Source organism: Gordonia sp. DT219, from assembly GCF_049847065.1.
GTDB lineage: Bacteria > Actinomycetota > Actinomycetes > Mycobacteriales > Mycobacteriaceae > Gordonia.
In genome coordinates this window covers 1-16,456 of sequence record NZ_JBNCNR010000007.1, presented here as the reverse complement: position 1 = coordinate 16,456, position 16,456 = coordinate 1, and the positions used below count along the sequence as shown (strand labels likewise).

General features: G+C 66.7%; 14 protein-coding genes, 1 pseudogene and 1 riboswitch. Of the genes and pseudogenes, 12 read left to right on the top strand and 3 right to left on the bottom strand.

From position 1 onward, the window contains the following. Positions 1-51 precede the first annotated feature (51 nt). Positions 52-1,404, bottom strand: coding sequence for an aldehyde dehydrogenase family protein (locus ACPXB3_RS10850; protein WP_425705655.1), 1,353 nt, complete (start codon positions 1,402-1,404; stop codon positions 52-54). A gap of 232 nt (positions 1,405-1,636) precedes the next feature. Then, positions 1,637-1,755, top strand: a riboswitch (SAM riboswitch). A 152-nt stretch (positions 1,756-1,907) separates the two neighbouring features. Between ACPXB3_RS10850 and ACPXB3_RS10845 the strand changes: the two genes are divergently transcribed. Genes ACPXB3_RS10845 through ACPXB3_RS10800 form a run of 10 tightly spaced genes read left to right on the top strand, consistent with a single transcriptional unit; the run spans position 1,908 to position 13,753 of the window. Continuing rightward, entirely contained in the window at positions 1,908-3,578 is a 1,671-nt protein-coding gene (locus ACPXB3_RS10845; protein ID WP_425727583.1) for an ABC transporter substrate-binding protein, read from the top strand. Further along, positions 3,575-4,624, top strand: coding sequence for an ABC transporter permease (locus ACPXB3_RS10840; RefSeq protein ID WP_425727582.1), 1,050 nt, complete (start codon positions 3,575-3,577; stop codon positions 4,622-4,624). The genes ACPXB3_RS10845 and ACPXB3_RS10840 overlap by 4 nt, the downstream gene beginning before the upstream one ends. After that, entirely contained in the window at positions 4,621-5,505 is an 885-nt protein-coding gene (locus tag ACPXB3_RS10835) for an ABC transporter permease (protein WP_425705658.1), read from the top strand. The genes ACPXB3_RS10840 and ACPXB3_RS10835 overlap by 4 nt, the downstream gene beginning before the upstream one ends. Next, the gene (locus ACPXB3_RS10830) at positions 5,505-7,196 is read left to right on the top strand and encodes a dipeptide ABC transporter ATP-binding protein (RefSeq protein ID WP_425727581.1); all 1,692 of its coding nucleotides are present in this window, start codon (positions 5,505-5,507) and stop codon (positions 7,194-7,196) included. Before ACPXB3_RS10835 ends, ACPXB3_RS10830 begins: the two co-directional genes overlap by 1 nt. Before the next feature lie 31 nt (positions 7,197-7,227). Beyond that, positions 7,228-8,358 (top strand): N-methyl-L-tryptophan oxidase, encoded by a 1,131-nt coding sequence (solA, locus tag ACPXB3_RS10825; RefSeq protein ID WP_425727580.1) that lies wholly within the window; start codon positions 7,228-7,230, stop codon positions 8,356-8,358. Positions 8,359-8,360: 2 nt separating this feature from the next. Further along, positions 8,361-9,254, top strand: coding sequence for a glutathione S-transferase C-terminal domain-containing protein (locus ACPXB3_RS10820; RefSeq protein WP_425727579.1), 894 nt, complete (start codon positions 8,361-8,363; stop codon positions 9,252-9,254). Further along, entirely contained in the window at positions 9,251-10,456 is a 1,206-nt protein-coding gene (locus ACPXB3_RS10815; RefSeq protein ID WP_425727578.1) for an LLM class flavin-dependent oxidoreductase, read from the top strand. Before ACPXB3_RS10820 ends, ACPXB3_RS10815 begins: the two co-directional genes overlap by 4 nt. Further along, entirely contained in the window at positions 10,453-11,862 is a 1,410-nt protein-coding gene (locus ACPXB3_RS10810; protein WP_425727577.1) for an NtaA/DmoA family FMN-dependent monooxygenase, read from the top strand. Before ACPXB3_RS10815 ends, ACPXB3_RS10810 begins: the two co-directional genes overlap by 4 nt. A gap of 8 nt (positions 11,863-11,870) precedes the next feature. After that, positions 11,871-13,052: an LLM class flavin-dependent oxidoreductase gene (locus tag ACPXB3_RS10805; RefSeq protein WP_425727576.1), complete on the top strand. Its 1,182-nt coding sequence runs from the start codon at positions 11,871-11,873 to the stop codon at positions 13,050-13,052. Continuing rightward, positions 13,049-13,753 (top strand): GNAT family N-acetyltransferase, encoded by a 705-nt coding sequence (locus tag ACPXB3_RS10800; protein ID WP_425727575.1) that lies wholly within the window; start codon positions 13,049-13,051, stop codon positions 13,751-13,753. Before ACPXB3_RS10805 ends, ACPXB3_RS10800 begins: the two co-directional genes overlap by 4 nt. 14 nt (positions 13,754-13,767) lie before the next feature. Here the strand turns inward: ACPXB3_RS10800 and ACPXB3_RS10795 are convergent, their stop codons facing one another. Together ACPXB3_RS10795 and ACPXB3_RS10790 are read right to left on the bottom strand one after the other, a co-directional pair. Next, the gene (locus ACPXB3_RS10795; RefSeq protein ID WP_425727574.1) at positions 13,768-15,228 is read right to left on the bottom strand and encodes an MFS transporter; all 1,461 of its coding nucleotides are present in this window, start codon (positions 15,226-15,228) and stop codon (positions 13,768-13,770) included. 128 nt (positions 15,229-15,356) lie between these two features. Further along, entirely contained in the window at positions 15,357-15,593 is a 237-nt protein-coding gene (locus ACPXB3_RS10790; RefSeq protein ID WP_425727573.1) for a hypothetical protein, read from the bottom strand. Between the two features lie 145 nt (positions 15,594-15,738). On the opposite strand from ACPXB3_RS10790, the gene ACPXB3_RS10785 reads away from it, so the two are divergent. Together ACPXB3_RS10785 and ACPXB3_RS10780 are read left to right on the top strand one after the other, a co-directional pair. Then, positions 15,739-16,083 (top strand): DUF1801 domain-containing protein, encoded by a 345-nt coding sequence (locus ACPXB3_RS10785; protein WP_425705668.1) that lies wholly within the window; start codon positions 15,739-15,741, stop codon positions 16,081-16,083. Positions 16,084-16,271: 188 nt separating this feature from the next. Next, positions 16,272-16,456 (top strand): annotated as a pseudogene (locus tag ACPXB3_RS10780) (HNH endonuclease); the annotation flags it as partial.

Here is a 16,456-nt window from a genome sequence, read left to right as displayed (position 1 = left end):
TGGCGCTCACCAGGGTCTTTGGTCGGAATCCACCGCGGTCGCGCGGCGAACTCACGGCCCGGGCGGCGCGTAATGCACGACCTTGACCGTGGTCATCTCGTCGAGGAGTTCGGGGCCGAAGCCGAAGCCGGTCCCGCTGGCGCCGCGTGGCTGTGAAGCACCGCCGGGCGCCCCACCGAACACGGCGTTGATCTTCACCGTCCCGACGGGCAGGGCGCGCCACGCCTCCTGTGCGTGCGCCATGTCGGCGGTGAGAACGGTTGCGGCCAAGCCGTATCGGTCATCGGCGGCCTCGACGAGCGCAGTGACGAAGTCGTCGACCACCCGCACCGGGGCGATCGGCCCGAACGTCTCCTCGCGCAGGATCGTCATGTCGGGGGTGCAGCCGGTCAGCACCGTGGGCGGGTAGAAGCTGCCGATGTCGTCGGAGATGACACCGCCGGTCCGGATCTGCGCGCCTTGCGCCACGGCGCCGCGGACCTGCGCGTGCACGGCGTCGCGCTGACGGTTGTCGACCAGCGGCCCGATACGTTCGCCCCACCTGCGCGCCTGCCCGCACAGCTCGTCGATGAAGGCGTCGGCGACGTCGGCGGTCACATACACCCGCTCCACCGACACGCAGATCTGTCCCGCGTTCGCGAAGCATCCGAGGGCCGCTTCTTCGGCGGCCCACGCGGGATCGACCCCGGAGTCGACGATGAGCGGATCGTTGCCGCCGTTCTCGAGCAGCACCTTGGTGCCGTGCTCCGCACATGCCCGGCGGATCTCGGTGCCGGTCGCGGTACTGCCCACGTGCGCAACCACATCCACCTCCGGCGACGCCGCGAGATGCGCACCCACCTCGCCTGCGCCGTCGACGATGCTCAGCACCCCGTCGGGCAGATGCTCGGCGATGATCTCGGCGAAGCGCCGACCTGTGGTGGGGCAGCGTTCACTTGGCTTGTGTACCACCGTGTTTCCGGTGACCAACGCTGCGCCGAGCAATCCGGCCGCCACGGCGGCTGGATCGTTCCACGGGGTCAGCACCGCGACCACACCGCGCGGCTCGGGCACCATCACGTCGAGCGCCGAGCGTTGCCCCTGCAGGGTCCGGCCCCGATGCACGGGTCCGAGTTCGGCGTACTGGAGCAGCGTCGATACGCCGGCGGCCACGCCACCCAGCGAATCGTCACCGGTCTTGCCCGTTTCGCGTTCGTTCCAGCCGGCGAGTTCGGCGGCCGCATCGCCGACCGCCACGGCCGCCTCACGTAAGCGCTCGGCACGCTCGGCCGCAGGGGTCGCCGCCCAGTCCCCGGCCGCCGCGCGTGCCGTGGTGATCGCGGCGTCGACCTGCTCGTCGGTGGCCGCGGGAACCTGCGAGACGATGTCGCCGGTCCTCGGGTCGTGGACTGTGATCGTTTCCATGGTCTCCAACACGGTGGGCCGCGTACCCGTTCTCGGGGCAATCGACACCTGCCGCCGGCCGATACATCCGGCGGCGCCCGTCACCGGCCCTGTAGACCCTCGCCGACCTTCGCGCCAGGTTAAGTCCGTCGCGATTCGAAATCACACGAAGTAGTGACTAACCGGCGAGTCTGAGTACTGTTCTGCTCAGTGGTCGACCCGCCAAAACCTTTGGTGGACTTCGATCGCTCTGTGTCAACGAGTACCAGTGCCAAGTTCCAGCTGGCTGGTCGGCAACCCTCCACCGCGGCGGGGTGCCCTGGATAAAGGACACGGCTCCAGCCCAAGCCGGGCATGGAGCAAGCGCGGGTTCACATATGGGTGCCCGAGGTGAATTCGGGAGTTCGATGATCAACCATGCCCGACCGACGAAGTCGGTTCGCGTCCCCCTGTCCGACCCACACCTGCCTGTGAGCGGACCCCAAAGGCCGATGTCAGCCACCCATTACCTCAGGAGAACGACCATGTCCCGACCAGCCGGCCGATTCAGACACCGACGCAATGCCACCCTCCTTGCGGCCGTCTCGATCGGACTCATCGCGAGTGCCTGTAGCTCGGGGAACAGCAGCAACTCGGCGACCGCCACGGGCAACCCGGTCGACGGCGGGACGCTGCGATTCGCCAGCGCCTCGGGTCCGGGCAGTTGCCTCGACCCGCACCAGAGTCCGGCCGACGTCGCGGGCTTCTATGCCCGTCCGATCCTGGACTCGCTGGTCGCCTTGAACAAGGACGGCTCGCTCCATCCATGGCTGGCGACCAAGTGGAGCGTCTCGCCCGACCAACTCACCTATTCGTTCACCCTGCGCGACGACGTCACGTTCTCCAACGGGGAGAAGTTCGACGGCAATGCGGTCAAGGCGAACCTCGACCACATCGTCAACCCGGCCACCAAGTCACAGTTGGCCGCCAACACCATCTCGACCTACACCGGCACCACCGTCATCGACCCGACACACGTCGAAGTCAAGTTCTCCCAGCCGAACTCGGCATTCCTGCCATCGCTTTCCACCGCGTATCTCGGTATCGAGGCACCGTCGACTCTCACACACGGCCCAGATGCCCTGTGCAGCAAGATCGTCGGCACCGGCCCGTTCATCAGCGAGAACGGCTACACCCCGAACAAGGGCATCGACTACACCCGCAACGACGCCTACAACTGGGGGCCGGGCAACGCCGACCACACCGGCAAGGCGCATCTGCAGAAGATCAGCATCCAGGAGATTCCCGAGGACTCGTCCCGCTACGGCGCACTGACCAGCAACCAGGTCGATGCGATCGCCAGCGTTCCGCCGGTCAACGTCTCCCAGCTCAAGAAGACCCCCGGATTCACCGTCGACACCGCTGCGGCCCCGGGTGGAAACTACAACTACTACCCCAACACGGAGACCGGCGTGTTCTCCGATGTCAAAGTCCGCGAAGCCTTCCGGGCCGGCATCGACTGGGACACCATCGTCGACAAGCTGTACTTCGGGGTCTTCCAGCCCGCCAACAACATCCTGAGCCCCGCCACGGTCGGTTACAACAAGGCAAGCGAATCCGCGTACGGCTACGACGAACACAAGGCCAATCAACTTCTCGACGAGGCCGGCTGGACCGCCCGTGACAGCGACGGCTACCGCACCAAGAACGGGAAGCGACTCACGGTAGTTCATCCATTCCTCAAGGAGTATGCCCGCGAGCAGCGCGACACCCTGCTCGAGCAGGTGCAGTCGTCGGCCAAGAAGCTCGGCATCGACTACCAGATCAAGAACATCACCATCGACGACTACTACAAGGTGATCTTCACCAAGGGCTACGACGTGCTGGACCTGAGCTGGCAGCGCGCATCACCGGACGCGCTTCGCACACTGATGGATTCGTCCAACATCCCGCAGCCGCCGGACCACTTCGGCACCAACTTCGCACGGTATTCGAACCCGGCCGTCGACACCGATCTCCGGTCGGCGCTGGCCGAGACCGACCTGACCAAACAGTCGGCCCTCTACGGCAACGCCCAGCAGCAGATCGCCAAGGACGCCGCGGTGTTCCCGGTCTACGTCTTCAACTACGCACTGGGCCGCAACAACAAGGTCCAGGGTGTCAAGTTCGAGCCGCAGGCGTTCCCCACGTTCTACGACGCCTGGGTCACGCAATGACGGTGATCGATACGGTGGCCGCCCCGACCGAGGTTCCGCGCACGCGGACTCTGGGCTGGGCGATCGCCCGCCGATTGCTGGTCTCGCTCCTCGTGCTGTGGGGCGCGATCACCGCGACCTTCATCGTGATCCACGCGGGCAGCGGGTCGGCGGTCAACTCGATCGTCGGTACCGCCCAGGTCTCGCCGGAAGTGCGGGCCCAGATCATCAGCGACTACAAACTCGATGATCCGATCGTCGTGCAGTACTTCAACTATCTCGGGCGCCTCCTACACGGCGACCTCGGCCAGTCCTACGCGCTGCGGATGCCGGTCACCGAGGCCATCGGCCAACAGATGTGGCCCACACTGCAACTGGTGATCGTCGCCGCGATCCTGGCCTTGGTGGTCGCACTGGTGGTGGGGTTGGCGACCGCGAATCGGCCCGGCTGGCTGCGCGGCCCGGTCACGTCATTCGAAGTGCTGATGGTGGCGGTGCCGACCTTCTGGCTCGGCATCTTGCTGCTCACCATCTTCTCGTTCGAGCTGGGATGGTTCCCCTCGGTGGGCTCGGCAGGCGTCTCGTCGCTGGTGTTGCCTGCCATCGCCTTGGCGGCGGCGCCGGCCGCCCTGCTGTCGCAGGTTCTGCGGCACGGGATCGAACGCACGCTGGACGAACCGTTCGTGGTGACCGTCCGATCCCGCGGCGTCGGCGAGACCGTGCTCCTGCTGCGCCACGTGCTCCGGCACGCCGCGATGCCGGTGATCACCCTGTGGGGCTGGATCGTCGGCGCCCTGATCAGCGGCGCCGTCGTGATCGAGCAGGTCTTCTCCCGAGAAGGGCTGGGCCGCTTGACCATCGCCGCGGTCACGAGCAAAGACCTGCCGCTCGTCCTCGGTGTGGTGATCATCGCCGCCACGTTCTACACCGTCGTCAACACCCTGATCGACGCCGCATACGGGTGGCTCGACCCGCGCCTGCGGACCACCAGATCTTCCGGTGCGGCGGCGGCCCCCGACGAATCGCGTACCGACGAATCGCGCACCGAAGAGAAGGTGACCGGATGACCGCTTCCGACGTCCGGCCCGATCCCGCACCGGCGGTCCGCTTCGCCGCCGGTCAGACCGTGGTGCAGCGCATCCGCCGCCTGCGCGTCTCGGTCATCCTCAGCAGCATCTTCCTCGTGGCCATCGCGCTGGCCGCACTGTTCCCGTCGCTGTTCACCGACAAGGACCCCGATGCCGGTGAGCCACTGGACATGTTGCTGGCCCCGAGCTGGGACCACCTGTTCGGGACCGATCAGAACGGCCGCGACATCTACGCCCGCGTCGTCTACGGCGCCTGGCCGTCACTCCTGATCGGGATCAGCGCAACGATATTCGCACTTGCGGCAGGCACCGCCGTCGGAGTGTTCGCCGCCCGCGGCGGACGCGTCGGCGACTGGGTGGTGTCGCGGGTACTCGACGTCTTCCTCGCCATCCCCGGGCTGCTGCTGGTGTTCCTGATCGTCGCCGCCCGCGGCCCCGGCACCCTGACCACCATCATCGGCGTCGCCGTGGTCACCCTGCCCGGCTACGCGCGTCTCGTGCGCGGCGAGGTACTGCGGCTGCGCGGCGCAGTCTTCGTCGAGGCCGCCAAAACTCTCGGCTGGACGCAGGCCAACATCATCGGCCGCCACATCGTCCCCAACGCCCTCGGTCCGGTGCTGGTCCTGGCGACCATCGGGATCGGCTCGGCCATCGGAATCGGTTCGTCGCTCAGCTTTTTGGGCCTGGGACCGCAACCGCCCACCGCCGAGTGGGGCAGCATGCTCTCGGCCAGCCGCACCTACTTCTCCGTCGCATGGTGGCCCGCCGTCTTCCCCGGTCTGGCCATCACCCTGACCGTTCTCTCAGTGACCGTGGTCGGCCACTACCTGCAGCGACGAACCGACGGACGGAGCGTCTGATGACCACCCTCACCGACAACACCCGCGAGACCGGCACATCCGATCAGCGACTGGTCGAGGTGGCCAATCTGCGGGTCGGATTCCCCGCCGGCACACGCACCATCTCCGCCGTCGACGGCGTCTCCTTCACCATCAACCGCGGCCAGAGCGTGGCGATCGTCGGCGAATCGGGTTCGGGTAAAAGTGTCACCGCCCGCAGCCTCGTCGGATTGATCGGCGGCAACGCACACGTCGAGGCCGACCACCTGCGGGTCGACGGAAAAGACACCCGCAAGTTCTCGCAACGCCAATGGCGTGGCCTACGCGGCAGGCAGATCGGATTCGTCCTCCAGGACGCCCTCGTCTCACTCGACCCGCTGCGCACCATCGGCGCCGAGATCGGTGAGGTATTGAACACCCACCGGGTCGTCGGACGCAGCGACGTCGACGCCCGGGTGATCGAGCTCCTCACGAAAGTCGGTATCCCCGAACCACAATTGCGCGCCGCACAGTACCCTCACCAACTCTCCGGTGGTCTGCGACAACGCGCACTCATCGCCTCGGCGATCGCCGCCGACCCCGACCTGCTGATCGCCGACGAGCCCACCACCGCCCTCGACGTCACCGTCCAGGCCCAGATCCTCGAGCTCCTCGAACAGCGCAAGAACGACGGCACCGCACTTCTGCTCATCTCCCACGACCTCGCTGTCGTCTCCCGCGTCTCGGACCACGTCTACGTGATGAAGGACGGGGTCTTCGTCGAGCACGGACCCACCCGCGAAGTCCTCAACAACCCGCAACACCCCTACACCCGCCAACTCCTCGACGCCATCCCGGTCGCACACGCCCGCGGCACCCGGCTCTCCTCCCGCGACGGGGTCCGGACGCTCGAACGCGCACCGATCTCCGAAGATGTTGTGCTGCAGGCAACCAACCTCACCAAACACTTCGTCCTCACCGGAAATCGACGACTCCGCGCCGTCGACGACGTCAGCCTGACCGTCCACGGTGGCGAGACCCTCGGCATCGTCGGCGAATCGGGTTCCGGAAAGTCCACCGTCGCCCGTCTGCTCCTGAACCTCGAAACCCCCGACGAGGGCAGCGTCGGTATCGGCGGCACCGACTGGGTCTCCATGTCGGACAAGCAAGTACGCCGAACCCGACAGAACATCCAGGTCATCTACCAAGACCCGCTGAGCTCCTTCGATCCCCGGCACACCGTCGCCCGCATCGTCGAAGAACCCCTGCTGGCGGCGGGTGGCATCAGCCGATCCGAGCGCCGCACCCGGGTTCTCGAACAACTCGAACTCGTCGGCCTCGGCGCCGACCATCTCGGCCGCCGACCCCGGCAGCTCTCCGGCGGACAACGCCAACGCGTCGCCATCGCCCGCGCTCTGGCCACCCGCCCCGACATCATCATCTGCGACGAACCGGTCTCGGCCCTCGACGTGTCCATCCAGGCGCAGATCCTCGACCTCCTCGCCGACCTGCAGGCCGAGCTCGGTATCGCCTACGTCTTCATCTCCCACCACCTCGGCGTCATCTACCACGTCGCCGACCGTGTCCTGGTCATGAAAGACGGCCGCGCAGTCGAATCCGGCAGCGTCGAGCAGATCTTCACCAATCCCGCCGACGACTACACCCGCGATCTCCTCGCGGCCATACCAACCCTTGAAACCCAACGTGACAACGAGAAAGTGGGAACGAAGTAATGGTCGAGCTCAGCTACGGTCCGTCTCCGCGATGAGCGCCACCCGAGTGGACACCGTCGTCGTCGGTGGCGGCGCCATGGGCTCGGCCGCGGCGTGGCAACTCGCGCGCCGCGGAGTCGAGACGGTGCTGCTCGAACGCTTCGGCCCCGGCCACGCCAACGGCGCCTCGCACGGCAGTTCTCGCATCTTCCGCACGTCCTATGCCGATCGGACGTATGTGGAGTTGGCGCTCGAAGCGCAACGGCTGTGGGCCGAGCTCGAATCCGAATCCGGCACCTCGCTGCTGACGGTCACCGGCGGAGTGGATCAGGGCTTCACCCCGTACTTGTCGGAAATCGCCGACACGCTCGCCGGATTCGGCGTCGACCACCGATGGCTCGACCCCGGCGAGGCAACCGAGCGGTGGCCCGGAATCACGTTCGCCGGCCGGGCGCTCTACTACCCCACCAGCGGACGAGTGCACGCCGACAATGCGGTCGCCGCGCTGCAGCAGGCCGCGGCAGCGCGTGGCGCCGAGGTCCGACACGGATCGCCGGCGGTGTCGATCGAGGTCACCGCCGACGATTCGGTGACCGTGCGCACCGCCGACCACGAGTACCTCGCGCGCCGCGTGGTGGTCGCGGCCGGGGCGTGGGCGCAGAAACTGCTCGATGACATCGCACCGCTGCCCCCGATCCGCGTCACCCAGGAGCAGCCCGCGCACTTCACACCACGGGACCCGGCCACCGACTGGCCCAGTTTCGGCATCATGCACGATCCCGATGCTCCCGGCTCCCCGGAATTCGGTGGCGTCTACGGTCTTTCGTCGGGCTTCGAGGGTGTGAAGGTCGGATTCCACGGGGTCGGTCCCGTCGTCGATCCCGACCACCGCGACTTCACCGCCGAACCTCGCCAACTCTCCGCTCTTCAAGATTATGTGCGCCAGTGGGTTCCGGGCGTCGACGCCGACGCCTTGACGCCGATCAGTTGCACCTACGCCACCACACCCGATTCGAACTTCGTCATCGACCGGGTGGGTCCGGTCGCCGTTGCCGCCGGGTTCTCCGGGCACGGGTTCAAGTTCGTCCCCGCCATCGGCCGGCTCCTCGCCGACCTCACCATCGACAAAGACGCTCCCGCGTTGTTCTCGTTCGCCAGCCATTCTGCAGAAAGGGCAGTCTGATCATGCCGAATTACGCCAGCCCCGCCGATACCGCCACCTACGGCGAATACACGATCGTTCGGGAACCCGGTGACACCCGTCCGCTCTATCGGTTCACCGGCCGGATCAGTGCAGACGGCTCCACGCCGTATCCGGCGGTCGCCGACCGCTATCACGTCTACTCGGGCTGGTTCTGCCCGTGGGCACAGCGCGTCACGCTGGTCATCGAATTGGCCGGGCTCGCCGACACCGTGAGCGTCAGCTACGTCGACGGCAACCGTGACGCCCGGGGCTGGGCGTTCCGGGAGGCCAATGGCCCCGATCCCGTCAACGGTTTCACCCTGCTGCGCCAGGCCTACGACCGCACCGAACCGGACTTCGACGGTCACGTGTCGGTCCCCACGCTGTGGGATCGCGAGACCGGAAAGGTTGTCAGCAACGACTTCGCCACTCTCGACGCCGATCTCGCATCGCAGTACGACGTCGCCGCACACGGTGGGGTCGAGCTGTACCCGGCCGCACTGCGTGCACAGATCGACGAGTTGGAGACATGGCTGCGTGCCGACGTCAACAGCACCGCACACGTGGCGACCGGTGACGGTCCGGGTGCTGCCGAGGCGGCAGAGACCCTCCTCAAGGCCTTCACCCAGCTTGATGATCGTCTGCGGGACAGTCGGTTTCTGCTCGGCGACGACGTGACTCTGGCCGATGTCCGACTGTTCGTGACGCTCGTGCGCTACGACGCCGCCGCGGCACGAACCGGGGCACCACGACTCGCCGCCTTCGGTGAACTCTGGCGCTACGCACGCGATCTCTACGCCATCGACGCGTTCACCAAGACCACCGACTTCGGTTCGTTCGCCGGTGGCGAATCAGTGGTCGCCGACTGGCATACATCCGTGGGTGCCACCCGATGACCCACGTGCACCTCGGCGTCGCGCTCGACGGTGTCGGCTGGCACCCGGCCGCCTGGCGGGAAGACGCCGAGAACGCCAAGCGGCTGGTCGATCCCGAGTACTGGGTCGAGCTCGCGCAGACGGCCGAGCGGGGGCTCCTCGACTTCCTCACCATCGACGACACCCTGGCTCTGCAATCGGAGACCTACGGCCCGCCGATTCCGCGTACCGACCGAGTGCGCGGGCGCCTCGACTCGGTACTCGTCGCATCCCGGATCGCGCCGCGTACCACCAACATCGGCCTCATCCCGACTGCCGTGGTCACCCATACCGAGCCGTTTCACCTCGCCAAGGCCATCGCGACGCTCGACTTCGTGAGCACCGGCCGGGCCGGTGTGCGACTCAAGGTTGGCGTCACCGGCACCGAGGCAAAGCTTTTCGGACGCCGCGAGTTCCCCGAACTCACGCCGACCGAACTCGCCACGGCAATCGACAACTCGTTCGTCAAGTCGGCGTTCCGCGAGGCGGTCGACTACGGCGAGGTGCTGCACCGGCTCTGGGACAGCTGGGAGGACGACGCCGAGATCCGTGATCAGTCCACCGGCCGGTTCATCGACCGAAACAAGCTGCACTACATCGACTTCGAGGGCGAGCACTTCTCGGTCAAGGGTCCGCTCACGGTTCCCCGCGCACCGCAAGGTCAGCCGATCGTCGGCGTCCTGGCGCATTCGACCGAGGTCTACCGGCTCGGGGTGGCCGTCGCCGATCTGATCTGGACCACTCCGCACAGCGATGCGGACGTGCGTGCGGTGAGCGCCGAGATACAGGACCTCGCCGTGGTATCGGGACGAAACACTGCACCGGCGAAGGTGTTCGGCGATCTGTTGGTCGTCCTGGATACCGACCGGGACCGCGCAGAGGACCGACTGCAACGCCTCGACGAACTCGCCGGCGAACCGCTGGGGACGGACGCCGACATCTTCACCGGTACCCCGTCGGAGCTGGCAGATCTGATCGACGCATGGACAAGGGCCGGGCTCGACGGAATCCGGCTGCGGCCGGCGAGCAACGCCGTCGACCTCCCGTTGATCAGCGATGCACTGGTGCCCGAGCTACGACGCCGCGGGCTACGCCCAGACAATCACTCTGCCAACATCTTACGTGGAAACCTCGGCCTGGACCGCCCGCGTTCACGGTATGCGACATCATCGGAGGCCTCATGACCGACAAGCCGTTGCGGCAGGTGCGACTGGCCGCCGCGTTCCCCGGCGTCAACAACACCACGGTGTGGAGTGATCCGCGCGCGGGCAGTCAGATCGATTTCAGCAGCTTCGTGCATCTCGCCCAGACTGCCGAAGCCGCCAAGTTCGACTTCTTCTTCCTCGCCGAGGGATTGCGCCTACGCGAGAAGAAGGGCCTGATCCACGATCTCGACGTCGTCGGCCGTCCCGACACCTTGCCGGTGCTCGCGGCGCTGGCCGCTGTGACGACCGACATCGGGCTGGTCGGCACCATCAACGCGACCTTCAACGAACCATTCGAACTCGCACGGCAATTCGCCAGCCTGGACCATCTCTCGGGCGGTCGAGCCGGGTGGAACCTCGTCACCTCGTCGGACGCGTTCACCGGTGAGAACTTCCGGCGCGGCGGCTACCTCTCCTACACCGAGCGCTACGAACGTGCCGCCGAGTTGCTCGATGTGGCTCGGACGCTGTGGGATTCGTGGCCGGATGACGCGGTCGTAGCCGACGGTGAGCGTGGTCGGTTCTGGAGCGACCCGGACACCGGCGCGTTCGCCCACCACGGCGACCACTTCGACGTCCGTGGCCAGTTCTCGGTACCCGCGAGCCCGCAACGCTATCCGGTGATCCTGCAGGCCGGCGACTCCGAGGCCGGCCGAGACTTCGGCGGCGCGTACGCCGACGGGATCTTCACCCTTGTCCGCGATATCGACGAATCCCGCACGTATTACCGCGAACTCAAGGCACGCAAGGTTGCGATCGGAGGCTCGCCCGGCGACCTGCTCATCCTGCCGGGCGCCACGTTCGCGCTCGGCGACACCACCGCCGAGGCCCACGAGAACGCCGCTGCGATCCGGAGCCAGCAGGTCAGCGGGGCCACCGCCATCGGTTTCCTCGAAGAGATCTGGAATCGCGACCTGAGCGCATACGACCCTGATGGCCCATTGCCCGACGTCGGCCCCGAACTCGACGCACCGGCGATCGTCCAAGGCAAGAGCCGGATCACCAAGGACCCGGTCGCCGTGATCGAACAGTGGCGGCACCTCGCCGACACGAAGAACCTGTCGATCCGTGAGCTCGTCGTCGAGATCAGCGGCACACAGTCGTTCATCGGGACGCCGGCCGAGGTCGCCGAGCAGATCAATCACCGCGTCCAAACCGATGCTGCCGACGGCTTCATCCTCGCACCGCATCTCACCCCGTCCGGACTCGACGAATTCGCCGCGAAGGTCGTGCCCGAACTGCAGGAGCGCGGGGTCTTCCGCACCGAGTACACCGGTGCGACGCTGCGCGAGAACCTTGGGCTGCCGACCGCCTCGGCGCGACCATGGCCCCACGACACCCTGCTCACGCACGCTTCCACAGCCGCAGCGCCGACCAACGCATAGGAGATCCCATGGCACCCATCCCGCTGTCCGTCCTCGATCTGTTGCCCCGATCGAGCGGCTCCGACAACGCCACCGCACTTCGGAACACCATCGATCTCGCGCAACAGGCCGAGCGTTTCGGTTACGCCCGTTACTGGTTCGCCGAGCACCATCTGAACCCGGGCGTGCTCGGCTCGTCGCCCGCCGTGGAGATCGCGCTGATCGCCGGATCGACGTCGACAATCCGGTTGGGTTCGGCCGGAGTGCAATTCGGCCACCGGACCCCGCTCGCGACAGTCGAAGAATTCGGACTCGTCGACGCGCTCCACCCGGGGCGCCTCGATCTCGGGATCGGCCGGTCGATTTCTCGGCCGCAGCCGACGCCTGCTGCGGGGCCCCAGACCGCGGGCGCCCAGCGGGACGGGGCCAAACAGGGCTACCTGGCTGCGCGCGGCGGTGCGTCACACGAGGAGGACGCGTACACGCCGAACGGTCTGCTGCTGCCCAAGCAGTACGACATCTCCTCGGCATTCTCGAGCAACGCCGTGGCACATCTGCTGAATCTCCTTCAGCAGCCCGGTGCCTATGCCCCGGATTATGACGAGCAGATCTCCACCGTGCTCGCCCTGCTCGACGGCACCTACGTCAGCCTGGAAGGGCTACCGGCACACGCCGCACCGGGTGAGGGTGCCGATATCCAGGTGTGGATTCTGGGTGCGTCGGGCGGATCGAGCGCCGCGGTCGCCGGCTCCAAGGGCCTGCGATTCGTCGCCAGCTACCACCACAGTCCGAGCACCGTCATCGACGCCGTCGACGCCTACCGGGCGGCCTTCCGCCCGTCCGCCGACGTACCGGAGCCCTATGTTGCGGTGTCGGTGGATGCGGTGATCGCCGAAACCGATGACGAGGCAAGAGAATTGGCAACCGGATATGCACCGTGGGTACGCAGTATCCGTCGCGGCGAGGGCGCCATCGCCTTCCCCACACCGGCCGAGGCCGCTGCACTGGAATGGACCGACGACGATCGGGACCTGGTACGTGACCGCGTGCTGACGCAGTTCGTCGGCTCCCCCGAGACGGTTGCCGACAAACTAGAACAACTCCGCGACGCGACCGGTGCGTCCGAGATCTCGATCACCACCATCACCCACGACCACGACGCCCGCGTGCGCTCGTACGAACTGATCGCAAAGGAATGGGCCGACCGATGACCGCCTCGACGTCTCCGGACACCGCTGTACTCGACGATGCCATGTGGGCGAGCCTGACCGGGGCTCATCGTCACCTGAGTGAAGGGACGGATCGCGCTCGCCGTTATCTGCCCACGATCTCGCCGTTCATCGGGATCGGTGACGCCGCCGACCCGCAGACCTGGGCCGACCTCGCGCAGCTCGTCGGGCCGGGGCAGGAGGTCGCGATTCCCGCCGGTGTCGATGCGCTGCCCGAGGGCTGGTCGGAGGTGATCAGCGGCCCGGGTGTCCAGATGATCGCCACCGATGCCGTGGCGGCCCGTCCCTTCGACGAGGCGATCCGGCTCGGCGCCGACGACGTCCACGACATGCTCGCATTGATCGCCCGCACCCAGCCCGGCCCGTTTCTTCCCGAAACCTACCGATTGGGAACGTATCTCGGTATCCGCCGGGAGGGCACGCTGGTCGCGATGGCGGGCGAGCGTCTGCATCCGCCGGGCTGGACCGAGATCAGTGCGGTATGCACCGATGCCGAGTTCCGCGGTCAGGGCTTCGCCACACGCTTGGTGCTCGCCGTCGCCGACGGCATCTACGCCCGCGGTGAGACACCGTTCCTGCACGCCGCCGCGACCAATACGAATGCCATCGAGCTCTACGAGAAACTCGGCTTCGTCCACCGGTCGGGCATCACGTTCACCGTCGTCCGGACGCCCGACCGCTGACCGTCTGAGGCCTCTCAGTGCGCCTCCTCGGTGGAGTGCGAGTTGGTCAGCGCGAGCGCACCGCCGCCGGCGATGAGTCCGACGAGCACGGCCAGTACCGCGTAGGCGATCTGCTCGCCGTGGAAGAAGCTGCCGACAAGGTCGGCGCCCCACGCCCCGGAGGGCAGTTGTGCGGCGACCAGGGCCGCGATGAGCGTGCCGATGACTGCGGTGCCGACGCTGGTGCCGACCTCCTGGGCGGTGTCGTTGAGGGCCGTACCCATCGAGGTGCGGTTCTCCGGCATGGCGTCGACGAGGGCGACGGCGCAGATCGTCATGACGGTCCGCAGACCGAACGACATCACCACCATGCAGACCGCGATGGCCAGGTAACCGTGCCCGACGGCCCACGCCATCCCGGCCAGTGAACCGGCCAGCGCGAAAGCACCGACGAGACAAGCGATCCGATGCCCGAATCGGCGGGCCAGCCATTCCGAGATCGGCGCGGCCAGCAGCATCGTGGCGATCATCGGCACATTCGCCAGTCCGGCCTTGACCGGACTCCAGCCATACGCGTACTGGAAGTGCAGGATCAGGCCGAACATGACACCGGCCATGGCGATCGACGATCCGATCTGCGCGATCGCGGCACCGCGCACGGTGCCGATGGAGAACAGCTTGAGGTCCAACATCGGTGCGGCGCTGCGACGTTCGTGCCAGATGAATGCCGCGCCCGCGACGAGAGCACCCACGATGGAGGTGATCGTCATCGCCGAGACCCACCCGTGGTCGACGCCACTGGTCGCCGACCAGCAGGCCAGCCCGATCGTCGCGATGCTCAAGATGGCGCCGGGCACGTCGAGCCGGTCCTCGGTGAGGTCCGCGCGGCGGTCGGCCGCCACCCCGAACCAGATGCCGAGGCCGGCGATGAGCGCGATCGGCGCGTTGACGACCAGTAGCCATTCCCATCGCACGTGTGCGAGGGCGGTGCCGCCGAGGAGTGGGCCGAGGACGAATCCGGCCATGCCGACGACGATCATCAGGGTCATCGCGCGCATCCGTAGAGTCTTGTCGTCGAAGAGCCGGAAGACCAACGAATTGGTGATCGGCGCCATCATGGCCGCCGCCACCCCGAGTGCCGCCCGCAGGGCGATGAGTTCACCGGTGCTGCTCACGGCGAGGACCAGCAGGCTGAGCGTCCCGAAGAGGGACAGCCCGACCATCAGGACGCGTCGGCGGCCGAATCGGTCGGCGATCGAACCGGCGGTGAGCAGCAGTCCGCCGAACGTCAACGAGTAGGCGCCGGTGATCCACTGCAAGGCGGTGGTGCTGCTGCCCAGGTTGCGGCCGATGGTCGGCAGGGCGATCGACAACAGTGTGTTGTCGACCATCTCGACGAAGAACGCCAAGCACAGTGCCGCGAGCGGGATGGCCGCCGCGGCGAGAGAGGTATAGCGACGCGACGGTCTGTCGGTCGCGGTGATGGTGGTGGTCATGGAGGACCTCCTCACGGTCGGAGTCAGGTATTGACACCGACATTAGGAAGGCCCCCGTACGCGGTCCTGTCACACGCTGACGCGACGCTGTCACCGGCTGTCAGGACACGTAATCCCAGGTGGAGGCCTCAATCCTCGGGCAGTGCAGCGAAGTCACGCTGCGCCTGCCGGTACCACTTCATGCCGGAGATCGGCCGACGCCACCGGCCCTTCATCTCGTCGGCGGCGCTGCGGTGGGTCTCGTCGCCGGCCGCAACCGCATCCTTGAGGTGCTGATCCTGGGCGTGGATGACCTCGTTCGCATCCGCGCCGTGGTGGGCGGTGTCGCATGGGCCTCCGAGTTCGCGGCAGGTCATGGTCTTCATGGTGGTGTCTCCTCGTTGTGTGGTGACGATGTTGTGCGGTGACGATCCGGGGATCATCGACTGCTTCGACGCTAAGACACCACGTGGTGCGGGCGCTTCTCGATTCCTGATCGATCGGCGCATCCCGTCGCAGTACTGTGCTCCCATGACAACGACCGACTGGCGGGCCGCGCGAGCCGACGAGATCCGGGCACTGATCCTTGAGGCCGAACCCGACATCACCGAAGAGATCAAATGGCGCAAGCCGTCCAACCCCGACGGCGTGCCGACGTTCTCCCTCGACGGACTGATCTGCACCCTCGAGACCTACAAGGACAAGATCAAGGTCACCTTCGCCCAGGGCGCCGCCCTACCCGATCCGGCAAAAGTGTTCAACGCCAGCCTCACCGCCGGCACCCGCCGCGCCGTCGACATCAAAGAGAACGATGCGTTGGACGGCTCGGCGTTCGGCGACCTGATCCGGGCGGCTGTCGCGCAGAATCGGGGTTGACGGCGTAGCACATCGTCGGCCGATGTGACTGCTGTTCACCGCAGGGAAAGTCGTTCACCGCTGTGACAGCTGTTCACCGGTGTGACGAAACCGATTGCGGCCCTTGTGGATTAATCTTCGAACACTTGCGCGTCGAACGTTTCTTCGTGTACACTGGAGTCATCGCAGGATCATCCAGGGGGGAATCCATGTTCCACGACACCACCACTCTTTCCGCCGAACTGTACGGGCACCTCATCGCCCAACTCGACGATCGCACCTACAGTCCAGACCTCACCTCACGTGAAGCGTTCGCGGCGATGCAGCAACTGAACACGTTGCGCAACATGCTCGATCACTACGCGGCGAACCTGACCGGCGAGTTCGACCGCCT